The organism is Streptomyces glaucosporus (assembly GCF_039533345.1).
GTDB lineage: Bacteria > Actinomycetota > Actinomycetes > Streptomycetales > Streptomycetaceae > Streptomyces > Streptomyces glaucosporus.
Genome location: NZ_BAAATJ010000016.1, coordinates 107227 through 121524 on the forward strand (window position 1 = coordinate 107227; position 14298 = coordinate 121524).

The 14298-nt window shown below is 71.4% G+C and carries 12 protein-coding genes and 1 pseudogene; 5 read left to right on the plus strand and 8 right to left on the minus strand.

Features of this window, described 5'->3' with window-relative positions; genetic code table 11:
- Window positions 1-18: 18 nt before the first annotated feature.
- From ABD358_RS17790 to ABD358_RS17800, 3 genes are read right to left on the minus strand one after another with little or no spacing between them, the layout of a single operon-like run.
- A complete protein-coding gene (locus ABD358_RS17790) occupies window positions 19-141 on the minus strand; it encodes a PmrA (RefSeq protein WP_344632034.1) in 123 nt (40 codons plus the stop codon).
- A 45-nt stretch (window positions 142-186) separates the two neighbouring features.
- Entirely contained in the window at window positions 187-1047 is an 861-nt protein-coding gene (locus ABD358_RS17795) for an ABC transporter permease (protein WP_344632035.1), read from the minus strand.
- On the minus strand, window positions 1044-1952 hold the full coding sequence (locus ABD358_RS17800) for an ATP-binding cassette domain-containing protein (protein ID WP_344632036.1): 909 nt from the start codon (window positions 1950-1952) through the stop codon (window positions 1044-1046). The genes ABD358_RS17795 and ABD358_RS17800 overlap by 4 nt, the downstream gene beginning before the upstream one ends.
- Before the next feature lie 133 nt (window positions 1953-2085).
- On the opposite strand from ABD358_RS17800, the gene ABD358_RS17805 reads away from it, so the two are divergent.
- The gene (locus tag ABD358_RS17805; protein WP_344632037.1) at window positions 2086-3381 is read left to right on the plus strand and encodes a sensor histidine kinase; all 1296 of its coding nucleotides are present in this window, start codon (window positions 2086-2088) and stop codon (window positions 3379-3381) included.
- Window positions 3378-4037 (plus strand): response regulator, encoded by a 660-nt coding sequence (locus tag ABD358_RS17810; RefSeq protein ID WP_344632038.1) that lies wholly within the window; start codon window positions 3378-3380, stop codon window positions 4035-4037. Before ABD358_RS17805 ends, ABD358_RS17810 begins: the two co-directional genes overlap by 4 nt.
- 30 nt (window positions 4038-4067) lie before the next feature.
- Here the strand turns inward: ABD358_RS17810 and ABD358_RS17815 are convergent.
- Window positions 4068-5257: pseudogene (locus tag ABD358_RS17815) on the minus strand (transposase); the annotation flags it as partial.
- A gap of 140 nt (window positions 5258-5397) precedes the next feature.
- Here ABD358_RS17815 and ABD358_RS17820 point away from each other — a divergent pair.
- Together ABD358_RS17820 and ABD358_RS17825 are read left to right on the plus strand one after the other, a co-directional pair.
- The gene (locus tag ABD358_RS17820) at window positions 5398-5535 is read left to right on the plus strand and encodes a hypothetical protein (RefSeq protein ID WP_344632039.1); all 138 of its coding nucleotides are present in this window, start codon (window positions 5398-5400) and stop codon (window positions 5533-5535) included.
- 140 nt (window positions 5536-5675) lie between these two features.
- Window positions 5676-6533: a hypothetical protein gene (locus ABD358_RS17825; RefSeq protein ID WP_344632040.1), complete on the plus strand. Its 858-nt coding sequence runs from the start codon at window positions 5676-5678 to the stop codon at window positions 6531-6533.
- Window positions 6534-6640: 107 nt separating this feature from the next.
- On the opposite strand, the gene ABD358_RS17830 is transcribed toward ABD358_RS17825, so the two are convergent.
- The 3 genes from ABD358_RS17830 to ABD358_RS17840 form a co-directional block, all read right to left on the minus strand.
- Window positions 6641-7756: a hypothetical protein gene (locus ABD358_RS17830; protein WP_344632041.1), complete on the minus strand. Its 1116-nt coding sequence runs from the start codon at window positions 7754-7756 to the stop codon at window positions 6641-6643.
- 527 nt (window positions 7757-8283) lie between these two features.
- Window positions 8284-8772, minus strand: coding sequence for a hypothetical protein (locus ABD358_RS17835; RefSeq protein WP_344632042.1), 489 nt, complete (start codon window positions 8770-8772; stop codon window positions 8284-8286).
- A gap of 369 nt (window positions 8773-9141) precedes the next feature.
- On the minus strand, window positions 9142-10053 hold the full coding sequence (locus tag ABD358_RS17840; protein ID WP_344632043.1) for a hypothetical protein: 912 nt from the start codon (window positions 10051-10053) through the stop codon (window positions 9142-9144).
- A gap of 445 nt (window positions 10054-10498) precedes the next feature.
- On the opposite strand from ABD358_RS17840, the gene ABD358_RS17845 reads away from it, so the two are divergent.
- Complete coding sequence (locus ABD358_RS17845; RefSeq protein WP_344632044.1) at window positions 10499-10738, plus strand: hypothetical protein; 240 nt, start codon at window positions 10499-10501, stop codon at window positions 10736-10738.
- Between the two features lie 185 nt (window positions 10739-10923).
- Here the strand turns inward: ABD358_RS17845 and ABD358_RS17850 are convergent, their stop codons facing one another.
- Window positions 10924-14094: a glycoside hydrolase family 3 N-terminal domain-containing protein gene (locus tag ABD358_RS17850; RefSeq protein WP_344632045.1), complete on the minus strand. Its 3171-nt coding sequence runs from the start codon at window positions 14092-14094 to the stop codon at window positions 10924-10926.
- Between the last annotated feature and the right edge of the window lie 204 nt (window positions 14095-14298).

Here is a 14298-nt window from a genome sequence, read left to right on the forward strand (position 1 = left end):
CGGACGGCGTGACCACGGTCAGCCACGGCGCCGGGCGGCCGGGTCGCTCGCGACGACGTGCGCCGCGACCGCGTCCACCCCGGGGCGGGCGTACCGCTCCAGGGACCGTACGGAGGCATGGCGGGAGCAGGCCAGCAGCATCGGTGCTGAGGTGCCGTCCTCCGCGCCGTGTGTCAGGGCGCTGTGTCATTGGTCTCGCCGGTGGACGCTGGTGACGGCGATGGCACATGCGGCGCACGCCCACACCGCGTAGACGGTCCAGGCTCCGCCGGTGCTCCACGGGAAGGCGATCGGGGAGTAGTTGACATCGACGAGCCGGAGCCACGCACGGTAGGGCAGGGTGTGCCCGACGACCGCCGACCAGTGGCGGTCGTCGGTCAGGGACAGCGGCAGCATGAGGATGACCGCCGCCGAGGTGATCATGGTGGAAGCGGTGTGCCGGATGACGGCACCGAGCGCGAGGCCGGTGAGCGCGCACACCGGCGCGAGGAGGGCGGAGGCCAGGACGACACGGAAGGCTCCCGGGTCGCCGATGGAGACGCCCGCGTCCCGGCGATCGAGAATGGCCTGCGTCAGAGCGAACGAGACACCGGCGACGACCATGCCGAAGACAGTCGTGACCATCACTACGACGACCGCCTTGGCCGCCATCACCGAGCGGCGGGCCGGGACGGCCGCGAACGTCGTCCGGATGGTGCCCGTGCTGTACTCCCCGACGATCACCAGGGCGCCGATGGCGCCGATGGCGAGGGCCATGAGCAGGGCCGCATTCGCGGTGAACGCATGCTGCAGCGCGGTCCCGTCGCTGACGAAGGCGGCGCGGTCCTTCGACACCTGCAGCGTCCAGTGGCTGTACGTGTCATAGGCAGTGCCCGCGTTGAAGCCGATGACGGCCAGGGCGGTGGTCCCGTAGGCGATCCAGGTCGAGCGCAGCGACCGGTGTTTGAGCCACTCGGCGGCGACCAGATCGCGGAAGCGGGCGCCAGGGTCTCGGGCGGCGCGTTCGCCGCCGGGAACGTCCGTGGTCGTGGTGGTGGTCGCGGTCATCGGGGATCTCCTCCGGGGAACTGGGTACGGTCGGCGGTGATCTCCATGAAGGCCTCTTCCAGCGAGGCGGACCGGGTGCTCAGCTCGTGCAGCGGGAGACCGCGCCGTCGGGCGATCTCGCCGATCCGCACCGCGGTCAGGCCGGTCACGGTGAGCTGTTCTCCCTCCGCGTGGACGGCCGCGCCCTCGGCGGTCAGCAGATCCCTCAGCGCGGTCGCGGCGGGCGTGGTCACGGTGACGCTGTGCCGGGTGCCGCGGGCCGAGAACTCGGCGAGGCTCTCCGCCGCGAGCAGTTCGCCACGGCCGATCACGATCAGCTGGTCGGCGGTGTGCTCCATCTCCGACATCAGATGGCTGGAGACGAACACGGTGCGACCTTCGGCGGCGAGCCGCCTGAACAGCTCACGCACCCACTTCACCCCCTCGGGGTCCAGGCCGTTGAGCGGCTCGTCGAAGAGCAGCACAGACGGGTCGCCGAGCAGGGCGGACGCGATGCCGAGCCGTTGTTTCATGCCGAGCGAGAATCCGCCGATGCGGCGTTTGGCGACCTCGGCGAGACCGACCTCCCGCAGCACCTCGCCCACCCGGCGTCGGGGGATGCGGTTGCTACGCGCCAGCGCCGACAGATGCGCCGCCGCACTGCGCCCACCGTGCACGTCGTGCGCGTCGAGGAGGGAACCGACATGACGCAGGCCGCGAGGGCGGTCACGGAAGGGCTGGCCATCAATGGTGGCCGTGCCGCTGGTGGGCTCGTGCAGGCCGAGGATCACCCGGAGCGTGGTGCTCTTGCCGGAGCCGTTCGGCCCGAGGAATCCGGTCACCTGACCGGGGCGCACGGTGAAGGTCAGGTCTTTGACGGCTGTCGTGCCGCCGTATCGCTTCGTGAGTTCGTTGACTTCGATCACGGCGTCCACGGTGCCGTCCGCCGCCCCCGCTCGTCGTCGGACCGGTGCTGACAATCGCCGGGCACGGGTGTCGACCCCGGTTGTACGACCGCAGGCCGATGCCCGACTGCGAATATGCGCTTACGATCTCGGCATGCCCGCCTCCTCACCTGTGCCGTTGCCGCTGCTCAAGCGCATACCGCCGGGCCTGTGGGCGGCACTGGTGTGGATCGCGGCAGCAGTGCAGCCCATCGTCGAGTACGTCCTGATGCCGCCCCAGCACGGGTACTCCCTCAGCTATCCCCGGGACGGCCTTGACTCGCCCACGGCTCAGGCGCTGCTAGGCCTTGCCTTCCTGGTGGTCCTGACCGGCAGCGCGCTGCTGCGGCGTAGGGCCGCAGTGGCCTACGGTCTGGTAATCGCCGGCACGGTCATCTCGTCGGTGGCCTGGCGGCAGGACGAAGTTCTGCCCCTGCAGTTTCTGGGCGTGGATGTCGCCCTCTGCTACGTCGCGGCCACCCAAACCCGGCGCACCGCGACCACCGCGGCCGCCGGGGCGCTGGGCGTGCTGGCCGGTTACATCGTCTTGCGGTGGGTCATGGGAGGGGAATCCGGCACCGCCTCCGAACCGTTCGTCGCCCTGACGGTCATCATCGCCTGGCTCGTCGGCAACTCGGTGCACCAGGCCCGCGCCCACACCGCGGAGCTGCACGCCCGGGCCGCCGCCCAGGCAGTAACCGCCGAACGGCTTCGCATAGCCCGCGAGATGCACGACACGGTCGCCCACAGCATCGGCATCATCGCCCTGCAAGCCGGAGCCGCAGCCCGCGTCGTTGAGACACAGCCGGCCAGGGCCCGCGAGGCGATGATCACCGTGGAACACGTAGGGCGTGAGACGCTGGCGGGACTGCGGCGGATGCTGGGCGCACTGCGGCAGGCCGACCAAGAGCAGGAACCCGCCACCCGGGATCACGGGACAACCGGCCACGACCAGGGCCGTACACGGGCTCGTCTGCGGCCAGCTGTCGGTCTGGCGGATCTGGAACGGCTCGCCGCGACGACCACGGCCGCCGGTGTCCGCGTGGAAGTGTGGTGGCAGGGCAAACGCCGCCAGCTCCCCGTGGACATCGACCTCGCGGCGTTCCGGATCGTCCAAGAGGCGGTGACCAACGTCGTACGACACGCAGCTGTTGATCACTGCCAGGTCAAAGTCGAATATCGCGAGGACGAACTCGTCGTCGAGGTCGTCGACCGAGGGAAGGGCGGCGGCACGGGCACGAAGAGCCTGGGCACCGGGTTCGGCCTCGTCGGCATGCGGGAACGGGTCGCCTTACTGGACGGACGCTTCACCGCAGGGTCGCTTCCAGAGGGCGGCTTCCGGGTAGCCGCCCGGCTACCGGTGGCGACAGCGGCAGGAACCGAATCCCGAGCCACGGATGGAGCTCGATGACCATTCGCGTGGTACTCGCCGACGATCAGCCCCTAATCCGCGCCGCCCTGCAGATGGTCATCACCGACACTGCGGATGTTCAGGTCGTGGGTGAGGCAGTGGACGGCGCCGAAGCGGTCCGGCTGACCGGGCAAGTCAACCCCGACGTGGTGGTGATGGACATCCGGATGCCCGGCGTGGACGGCATCGAGGCCACCCGCCTGATCACTACGGGCACCAGCACCGCACGCGTTGTTGTGCTGACGACCTTCGATGACGACGACTACGTCTACGGAGCGCTGCGCGCCGGCGCATCCGGGTTCCTGGTCAAGGACATGGCCTTGGACGACATCCTCGCCGCAGTCCGTATCGTGGCCGCCGGGGACGCCCTCATCGCACCGAGCGTCACCCGCAGACTGATAAAGGAGTTCGCCGGCCGCCCTACAGCGACGCCGCCACGGCGGACGGAACTCGAGCGCATCACCGACCGGGAACGTGAGGTGCTCACCCTGGTCGGCAAAGGCCTGTCCAATGCCGAAATCGCCGACCAGCTCTCCATCAGCGTTGCTACCGCCAAGACCTATCTGACCCGGCTGCTCGCCAAGCTCAACGCACGTGACCGGGTGCAGCTCGTGATCCTCGCTTACGAAGCGGGGCTGGTGGCACCGTCCTACTGAGCGAACTCCGCTGCAGTCCTTCGGTGGTACTCAGGCGACCTGGCCGAGGCCAGCGGTGGTCAGGTCCTGCTCGCGCAGCGGGGTGAAGCCGACGCCGAGCTTCGGGTCGTACGCCTCTGGCTCGATGCCGAACTCGCGTGCGGAGTACTCGCCGAACCGTTTGATGTGCTCAGTCAGGTACGGCGAGACGTGAGCCAGGTCCTCGGGGTCGGTCTCCCATCCCTCCTCCAGCAACTGGCGGACGATCTCGGCGATGTCCGGGGCGTTGTGGAAAATCACCGCGTTCGTGCGCAGAGGGTTGAACTTCACCGCCTTCTCCTGCTCGACGGGGCCGTTGTCGGTGATCACGCCCTGGTTGCCGAAGCCGACCCACTGGGAGAACCGGTTGAACGCCTCGACCTTGTTCGTCGCGGCCCTCACCCGCCGGCGCAGCGGGGCATCCGCCAGGTATCGCAGTAGTTGCACGGTGCGGATGACGCGGCCGGCCTCGCGGAAGGCGACGTACGTGGCGTTCTTGTGTGACCCGGACCGGAGCCTCTTCAGCAGCGCCGCCGAGGAGATGACGCCCTCGCGCACGGAGACGGCCACCCGCATCAGATGCCGGAACTGGGACTCGATCAGGTCCCAGTCGATGACGTTCTTGCCCTCCTCGCCGAACAGGGCGTCGATGTGCACGTACCCGGTGGTCCTGCCGGGCCGGTGGAAGGTCAGGGCCTTCCAGTTCCTGATCCTGGGCATCAGGTCGAAACCCAGCAGGCGGGTGGGGGTGAAGACAGGCAGGAACCGGCCTTGGGCGTCCGCGTGCACGGTGGTGGGCTTGATCTCAGAGGCGTTCTTGAGCAGGCCCTCGATGACGTAGACGGCCTCCCACACCCCGCACGGGATGAAGTGCGTGAACAGCGCGACGTACGTGTCCGGGATGTGGTGGTAGGCGATGCCTCCCGGCTTCCCGTACCGGACGCTCGTCTCGGCGAGCAGGTTGTCGAGGTAGGTGTCCATGTGCGTGCCGTCGGCGGCCACTGCGGTGCCGTCGCCCCACGCCTGCGAGATGTCCGGGCGGGCGCGTTGACCAGGTCGGCAATCGCCTCGTTCAGCAGCACGATCGAGAAGTGCCGGTTCGCCGTGTACGACAGCTCGTGGCCCGAGACCCCGGGGATGTGGCGAGCGGCCTCGTACGGGCCCATGTTGGCGCCCTTCACGAAGGTCGTCAGAACATACCGGCCGAACGGATCGGCGAGCTTCGGGTCGTTGCCCGAGGGCGGGCCGAAGCGGCGCCACCATCGACCCCCTGCCCCGCGCGTACACGACCGGGGTCCGGGGCTTCCACCTGCGGCCGACCGCCGACGGCAGGACCCGTCTGGTGGTCCGCGCTCGCGGCCGGAGCCGCCCGAAGCCGCTCACCCGGCTGTTCGACCTGCTGGTGGGCGAGCCCGCGCACTTCGTCATGCAGACCCGTCAGTTCCGCAACCTCCGCGCCCGCGTCGGGGCGGACACCTGACCCGGACCGGGACGGAGGCCGGGGCGGGCGCATTCGGCCGCCCGCGACTCCTGGCGGGGCGCCGCGGGTTGCCGTAGGGTGCCGGACGACTTCTTCTGGGAGCGCTCCCATAGACGTTCCCGTCCACCCCTGGAGGTTCCATGCGCCCTCTCCCCGCCGCGCCCCGGCGCCTGTCCCGCCTGCTCGGCGCCCTCGCCCTGGCCGCCGTCACCGCGCTGGCCGCCACGGGCGGCGCCGCGTCCGCGCCCGCGCACGACCGCCACGGCGACCGTCCGCACCACGGCTGCCGGGCCGGTGACGCACTGCTGTTCTGCGAGGACTTCGAGGACTTACCGCGCGGCGCCGGCACCAGCCTGGACTGGGGCGTGGACACCCGGCACGGCACGCTCGCCGTCGAACGCGACCGCCGCCACGGCGGCAAGCACCGACCGGGGCAGGTGCTCCGCCTGCGCACCGAGGGCAACGGGTACGCCTTCCTGGAGGTCGACGACTTCGACGCCCCCGGCAACAGCTTCTTCGGCCGGATGCGGGTCCGCGTCGACGCCTTCCCCACCGCCCCCGACTGGGCCCACTTCACCCTGGTGGAGGCCACCGGGCGCGGCGACGGCAGCGTCGTCCGCCCCATCGGCGGCCAGTACGTGCCGACCGTCGGCGGCGGGACGCAGCTGTGGGGCGTGGGCTCCGACGGCGGCCCGACCGGCGACTGGACCGACTGGCGCGAGTCCGCCCCGGCCGAGGCCGGGAAGTGGACCTGCCTGGAGTGGGAGATGGACGCGAGCGACAACCGCGTCTCGGTGTGGATCGACGGGAAGCCCAAGCCCGACCTGACCGTCACCACCACCCGCCACGGCGGCAACCCCGTCGACTTCGTCTTCCCCGAGTTCGACACCGTCCGCATCGGCTGGCAGCTCTACCAGGGCGATCCCACGCCGGACTCCTACGACCTGCTCCTGGACGACCTGGCGCTGTCCACGAAGCGCGTCGGCTGCGGCCGCTGACCGGCACCCGCCCGTACCGCGGGCGGGTGCCGGCGACCGGCCGACCGGCACGGCCCCGCGCCCCCGGGGCCGGGGGCGGGGTCCGTGCGCGTGCCCGGAAGGGAAGGTCAGGGGGCCACCGGAAGCTTGGCGAAGAAGTGACGGGTGGCGTCCGAGGAGTCCCGGACGCCCGCCATCCACAGCGCGCCGTCCGGACCGGTCGCCAGCGCCCCGACGTTCAGCGGAGCCGGCAGGGGGCCCTCCGCCTCGGACCAGGAAGTGCCGTTCCAGCGCTGCAACGTCATGCCCGCCCCCGCCGCCCACACCTCCACGGAGCCGTGGGCAGCCAGCTGCCCGACCTCGGACGTTCCGGAGGAGAGCGGGTTCCGGGCGGCCCACGCACGCCCGTTCCAGACCGCCACGGCGGCCCGGTTGCCGGCTCCTCCCCCGGCCCAGCACTCGCCGCCCCGGACCAGCAGCGAGGTCACATGGCCCACCGCCGTGCCGAACGGCGCGGGCAGCACGGTCCAGGAGGATCCGTTCCAGCGCATCACCAGGGACCTCCTCGACGTGCCGGTGCCGGTGCGTCCGGCCACCCAGACGTCGTCCGCCGCCACGACCTGCACGGTGAGCAGCTCGGTGTCGGCGCCGAGCGTGGCCGGCAGGCCGACCGGGGCCCAGCCCGAACCGTTCAGGCGCACCACGGCCGGCCCCGTGGCGGGGTGCTTGGCCGTGCCGACCACCCAGACGTTGCTCCCGGTGCCGGAGACCTGCCGGGGCCTGCTTAAGGCGTCGGCTCCGGTCGTCCGGTTGGTCCAGGCCGTGCCGTCCCACCGCAGGAGCTGGGGCACGTCCAGCATCTGCGCCTTGTCCCATCTCTCGCCCACGGCCCAGGCGTCGGCGGCGGTGGTGGCCGTGACGCCGTTCAGCGGTCTGGTGCCGTCGGCGAGCCCGCTCACTGTCCACTGCGTCCCGTCGAAGCTCCAGACGAGCGGGTCCGTCTGGACCGGGCCCCAGACGCCGTCCGGCATCGAATGGTGTGCGCCGAGGGCCTTGGCGGTGCCGTCCCCGGCGAGGCTGATCCGGTTGAACGAGTACCAGCCCCATCCCGGCGTGACCGGGAAGACCTGCCACTGCGCCGCCCGGGCCGCGGCCGAGGCCGTGCCCGGCAGCGCACCTCCGATCACCATCGCCGGTACGACGGCGGAAGCGGACCGCAGGATGTCGCGTCGGCTGACTGTCATGGTGCTCCTCCTTCTCTCAGGGCTCTGCATGGATGCGGCGAACCGGTTCGGTTCACCGTTCGTGCGGTTCGGCGCGATCGGTTCCGCGGCCCGGCCGGGGGTCTCCACGGACGCAGGCTCTCGCCGACGGCGGTGGATGCGGCCGGTCCGCCCGTACGCGTCCGGGGGGGAACGACCTGCGTGCCTGCGGTGGCGGTGACTGCCACGCGCTTCGGCACCCCTGCCCGGTGGACAGATCCGCCCTGGGAACGCCGGCCCGGCGCACGGGGCCGCCGGACGACTCCGCCCGGGCGCCCCGCCGGGGCGCCCGGAGAAGCCGTCGGCCGGGCAGCAGGCCCACGACCGCTGCGGCACCGCCCGTATGCCGGCCCCGTCCAGGCGGTCCTCACCCCCCACTCCGCCACGTCACGGCCGGCAGCCCGGCCGGTCGCCCCGGTCAGCCTTCCCGGCCACCGCACCGGGTATTCCGGCTCCGCGTTGGCGGCGGACCGCGTCGGGGCCTGATCCGGCAGTGCCGGAAGCGGCCCTCAGGAGATGAGCTTCACCGTGTAGGTGACGATGATTTTGGCCGCGACATCACCGTTGAAGATTACGCTGTAGTCACAGGATATCTTGTTGAACCCGTCCATCTCGTCAAAGCGCACTTTACGGTTGAAGTTGCCCTGGTACACCCGGTCGGGATGGAGCTGGCCGCTCACCACTATGTCTTCTTTGAGATCCCTGCCGAATACCAGCATCTGGCTGAGCTGATCCGGGGTCTCCTGCTCGAATTTGGAAACCGTGAGCCGCCTCGTGACGTCGTATTCGAGGATCTGGCCCGGCAGAATGCGTGTCACCCCACTCGGGTGCACCGGCTGCCCGGCTTGCGACCTCGAATACAGAATCTCGGACCGGAATATTTGCTCATCGTCGACCGCACGAACAATCCTGGCGTTTATGGCCCCCTTCGGGGACACGCTCTCGGTGCCCGCGTTGTGCATGGCGGCCAACGCGACGTCAATTATTTTGGTCGGCACGGCACCCTCCTCACGGCCCCCCTCGCACGGCTGGAATCTCGGTCGAGCGACTCGAGAACCTTTTCCGGCAGCGGCCGTAGACCGGGGTGTTCCCATTCTCGGCGCGTCCTCGCGGGAATTTCGCGCAATCACCCCGTTCGTCACCAGTGTCCCGCGCACCGGCTGCTTCGGCAAAGCGACCGCACGGACGGACGTCTGCGCCTCCGTGCCGAACGGCCGACCGGCACGGAGGCGGGGCCGGAAGTGCGCGTACGGCCGCCGGCAAGCTGCCCGAACGCGTAAAACGGCGGTCCGCCGGGCGCCCCCGTCAGGAGGGGCGCCCGGCGGACCGGGTGGGTGTGGCCGGGTGGCTCCCACGGCCCGCGGGGCTCAGCCCCGCTTGAGGCGGACCGCCACCGTCTCGCCGACGGTCACCGGCTGCGTGTAGTCCGGGTCCGTCGCCGTCGCCCGCGCCTCGACCTCGACGTCGCCGCGCTGGAAGGGGACGGATCCGGTGGGCACGGCCGTGGCGGTCCAGGCGACCGGGTCGCCCGGGACGCAGGCCACCGACGTGGAGTAGGAGCCCCGGATGAGGTCCCGCCGCTTCACCTGTGTGACGTTCCCCGCCACGGCCACCTGTACCGGCTTGTTGCAGCTCACCGTCCCGTGCAGGGTGGCCTTGCCGTTCAGGGTGCTCGCGGTGCCCTCCAGCGCCACGGCGAGGCCGAGGTCGAGCTGCGCGGGCGGGGCCGGGTTGCTGATGTGGACCTCGCCGCGGGCGGCGGCGGTGCCCTCCTCGCAGTGCTGCTCGAACGTGGCGTCGAGCTTCTCCACGTATCCCAGGGGGCCGAACTTCACGTCGAGGATGGTGAACTCGCCGGTGAGCCTGTTGCAGCCGCGCCCGTTGCCGCTGAGGTCCAGCCCCGGTTCGCCCGGCCCGTTGAACGGGTGGCGGGTGGCCCCGGTGTAGGTGCCCGGTGCCAGGGAGGTGCCGGCCGGCGCCGCGAGGTTCAGGTACCACCAGTCGCCGTTGGCTCCGTCGACGGAGAGGGAGATCGTGTTGTTGCCGCTGTCGGCGGAGACGTTCAGGCGGTCCTGGGACGCCGTCGAGTAGGAGTACGAACCGCCGCCGCTGATCCAGTCGTCCTCGTCGCCGCTGAAGCTGAAAGAGCCTTCGGTGACCGGCACGGCGTGCGCCTCGGCACCGGGCAGCAGGCCGGCCGAACCGGTGGCCATGCCCAGGGCGAGTACGAAGACGGCTGTGGCACGGGCCAGGACGCGCCCGGGCATGCTGAGTCTCATCGGTTTTCCCCCCTGTGGAGATGGAGTGCTCCTCGTTGCCGACGTGGTCCGTCCGTCGGCGGGGCGAGTCTCCCGGTCCCGGCGGCACGTGGCAACTGCGTTTCGCTTGTTACCAGTTGAGGTTTCGGTAAACACCTTCGCCGCGCCGGGTTCCCTCCGGAGCCCTCCGCGCGGGCGGTGCCGCGGCCGGTGCTCCCGGCGCACGGCGATCCGCCGGACGGAACCGGCCCCGCCGGAGCGGCTCCCGCCCTCGCGGGGGTTGTTCACCGTGGCGGAGGGGGAGCCGAACAATCCGGCCGGTGGTGCAATCGTCCCGGGAGCCGGCGTTCGGGCCGGACTCACCGGCGGGCGGGCCATCGGTGCCGCCCGGGTCGCCGTCGCCGCGGCAGGGGCCGTGGGAAGCGACCGCACCGTGCCACTCGGGAAAGAAAGATCGAGGATGCCCATGCCAGGACGTGGAACGCCCCGGGACCCGTTCCCCGGCCCCCGCGATGCCCCGCCGGTCCGCCTCTGGCAGCTCCTGCTGTACGGCCTGATGCCCTTCGCGGGCCTGTTGACCGTCTGGTCCGGACTGCTCGGCAGAGGGGACATGACGTACGTGGCGGTGGGTCTGGTCACCGCCGTGTCCGGCCTGGTGCTCTTCACGACGGGCGTCAGCCGGTACAGGCGGCGGAAATCCGGGTAGCCGCCGCGTGGTGCGGCACGGCGGGCCGGGACCGGCCCCGGGATCCGGAACCCCTTGCGGACGCCACCGCCGGAGTCCTGTCGTGCCGAGGGGCGCCCGGAGAGGGGTGCCCGTAAAACGGCGGTCCGCCGGGCGCCCCCGTCAGGAGGGGCGCCCGGCGGACCGGGTGGGTGCGGCCCGGTGGGTCAGCGGGCCAGGCGGTGGGCCTCCGCCAGGCGGCGGACGGCCGTGGCGTACTCGCCGGACGCCAGGGCGTGGTCGGCGTCGGCGGTGCGGGCCACCGCCCGCGCCGGGGCGCGGTCGCCGGCCTTCAGCAGGGCGGCCTGGGCGATGTCGCGGGCGACCGAGACCACCTCGTCCGCCTGGAGGTAGGTGTCCGTACGGGACTTCTCCAGCAGGGCGGCGGCCCTGGACAGGGACTTCAGCACCGCGTCCGCGTTCCGCACCGAGCCGTCGGCGCCGAAGTTGGAGCGCTTCAGGGCCAGGCCCAGGTGGACGGCCGCCGCGCGGGACGCGCCGTCGCGGCGGCGGTCCAGCAGGTCGTCGCGGACGTCGTCCAGGCGGTCGCGGGCGCTGTCGGTGCGCAGACCCCAGCCGTACGGGTACAGCGGGGCGTACTCCTCGTCGCCGACGTTGACCGGCACCTGCTCGGCCGAACGGGGCCAGCTCACCGGCAGCCGTCCGGTGAAGGGGCGCTCGCCGAAGAGGGTGTCGGCCACGCCCGCGCCCTCGCTGCCCGGCAGCCAGGAGGCCACCAGGGCGTCGATGTCGCCGAGCTGGTCGGTGACGATCTGCGGGCGGCCGGAGACGACCAGCACCGCGCAGTCCATGGCGCCGCAGACGGTGTCGATCGCCTTCCTGTCGGCCTCGGACAGCTCCAGGTCGTGGCCGTTGCCGACGTCTCCGACGCCCTCGGCGTACGGGGTCTCGCCGACCACGACGACGCCGGCCTGGTGTCCGTCGGTGGGTGCGGAGGCGTCCTCGCTGAAGGTGACGGACGCGTCCGGGGCGACCTGGCGGATGCCGTCCAGGATCGTGGTGCCCTCGGTGATGTCGCCGGAGCCGCCCTGCCAGCTGATGGTCCAGCCGCCCGCCTGGTTGCCCAGGTCGTCGGCGTTGGACCCGGCGACGTAGAGCTTCTCGTCGCCCTTCAGCGGCAGCAGGCCGCCGTCGTTCTTCAGCAGCACCTGGGAGTCGGCGGCGGCCTCGCGGGCCGTCTTCCGGTGCTGGGCGGAGCCGACGTCGTCCAGGTGGGTGCGGTCGGCGTAGGGCTTCTCGAAGAGGCCGAGCTGGAACTTCTTGGTGAGGATGCGGGCGACCGCGTCGTCGATCCGGGACATCGGGACCGCGCCGGATTCGACCTGCTCCCTCAGGGTGGAGGTGAAGGTCTTGTAGTCGTACGGGACCATGATCATGTCGAGGCCGGCGTTGACCGAGGTCCGCACGTCGGAGGCGTAGTCGCCGGGGATCTGGTCGATGGCCTGCCAGTCGCTGATCACGAAGCCGTCGAAGCCGAGCTTCTTCTTGAGGACGCCGGTGATCAGGTCGGCGTGGGCGTGCATCTTGACCGGTCCCTCGCCGTCGCCGATGAAGTCGACGCTGGAGAAGGACGGCATCACGGTGCCCACGCCCTTGTCCACGGCCTCGGTGAAGGGGGCGATGTGGACGGCCGCCAGCTCCTTCTCCGTCGTCCGGGTGACGCCCTGGTCGATGGTGTAGGTGCCGGTGGTGGACGAGCCGTACTCGGTGCCGCCGTCGCCGACGTAGTGCTTGGCGGTGGCCAGCACCCGGTCGGCGTCCCCAAGGTCGCTTCCGTCGGCGTCGCCCTGGTAGCCCTCGACGGCGGTGGCCAGCCGGGTGACCAGGGCCGGGTCCTCGGAGAACGCCTCGTAGGCGCGGCCCCAGCGCTCGTCGCGGCTGACGCACAGGCAGGGGCTGAAGTTCCAGGGGACGCCGGTGGCGCGGACTTCGGCGGCGGTGACGTGCGCGGCCTCCTCGACCAGCTCCGGGTCCCGGGCGGCGCCGAGGCCGGTGTTGTGCGGGAAGACCGTCGCGCCGACGACGTTGTTGTGGCCGTGGACGGCGTCGACGCCGTAGATCAGCGGGATCTGGAGCCTGGTCTGCTGAGCGCGCAGCTGGAAGCCGTCGATCATGTCGGCCCAGGCCTCGGGGGTGTTGGGCGCCGGGTTGGAGCCGCCGCCGGAGAGCAGCGAGCCGAGTTCGTAGGCGGCGATGTCGTCCTGGGTGGCCAGGGCGGCGCGCTCGGCCTGGGTCATCTGGCCGATCTTCTCGTCCAGGGTCATCCGGGACAGCAGGTCCCCGACCCGCTTCTTCACCGGCAGCCGGGGGTTCTGGTAGGGCAGGCCGTGGGCGTCGATGACGACGGCCGGCGGGTCGTCGGGTGCGCGGGCGCCGTCGACGGAGAGGGTGATGGGGATGGTCTTGGCGGTGGCGGCCCCGGCGGCGCGCCTGGTGGCGACGGTGAAGGTCTTCACCGCTCCCGAGGGGGTGCCGGCGGGGAAGGTGAGGGTGCCCTCGACGGGGGTGTAGTCCTTCCCGGGCCGTGCGGTGCCCTCGCCGGTGCCGTAGGCGACGGTGACCGGTTCCGCCAGCGGCTTGCCGCCGGTGGTGCCCACGGACACCTTCACGGTGGCGGTGCCGCCGTGGTCCACGGTGTAGACGGGCCGGTCGGTGGCGACGCGGGCCCGGGTGCCGCCCACGCCGTACAGCTCGACCTGGTCGAACTCCAGGGTGCCGGACGCGGCGGGCAGGTTGACGGCGTAGCCCCACATGTCCGTCAGCTCCAGCACCCCGTCGGAGGGGGCGCCGGCAGGCTGGTGGTCGGGGCGGCGGACGAAGTCCTCGAAGGGGGTGCGGACCTGCTTCCAGCCGTCGGTGTCGTCGGTGAAGTAGCCGGCCCACAGCTCGGCCTGTCCGGCGCCGGGGCCGCCGTCCTTGACCTCGAACTGGACCCGCTTCCCGCTGCCGGTGCCCTTCACCCAGAAGGACAGGCCCTCGTGCCCGCTCCAGTCCTCGGCGGTGGTCAGGGAGTGGTCGAAGCCGCCCCAGGCGGAGACGTCGTACTCGACGCGCATGGCCTTGTTGCCGGCGTTGGCCCCGGGGCGGGCCTCGGCGGCGACCTGGCTGACCTTCGGGGTGTCCTGGGCGTTGCTGCCGTAGGTGCCGATCGGCCCGGGGAACGCGGTGTCGAAGTCGTCCAGGGTGCGGGTCTGCTCGGCGGCCGTCGCGGCGGGCACCAGGCCGGAGGCGAGGAGGGCGAGGAGCGCGCCGAGGGTTCCCGCGGCTGTTCTCTTCCGTCGGCGGCGGTCAGGTCTTCCGTGCAACAGCTGTCCCATGGCGGCTCCCGTCGGACGCGGTCCATGTCACGGTCTTGTTTTCACTGTCTGAACACACTCGCGGCGCACGTGTGACTTGGTACGCACCGCGCCGATCATGTATTCACCCTGACACAGGGTCAAGATGCTTGCTGCGTAAACTTCTTGTACCCGGACCGTGCGATGAGGGTTCCGGTACCCGGATCCTGGGAGCGCTCCCCGGAG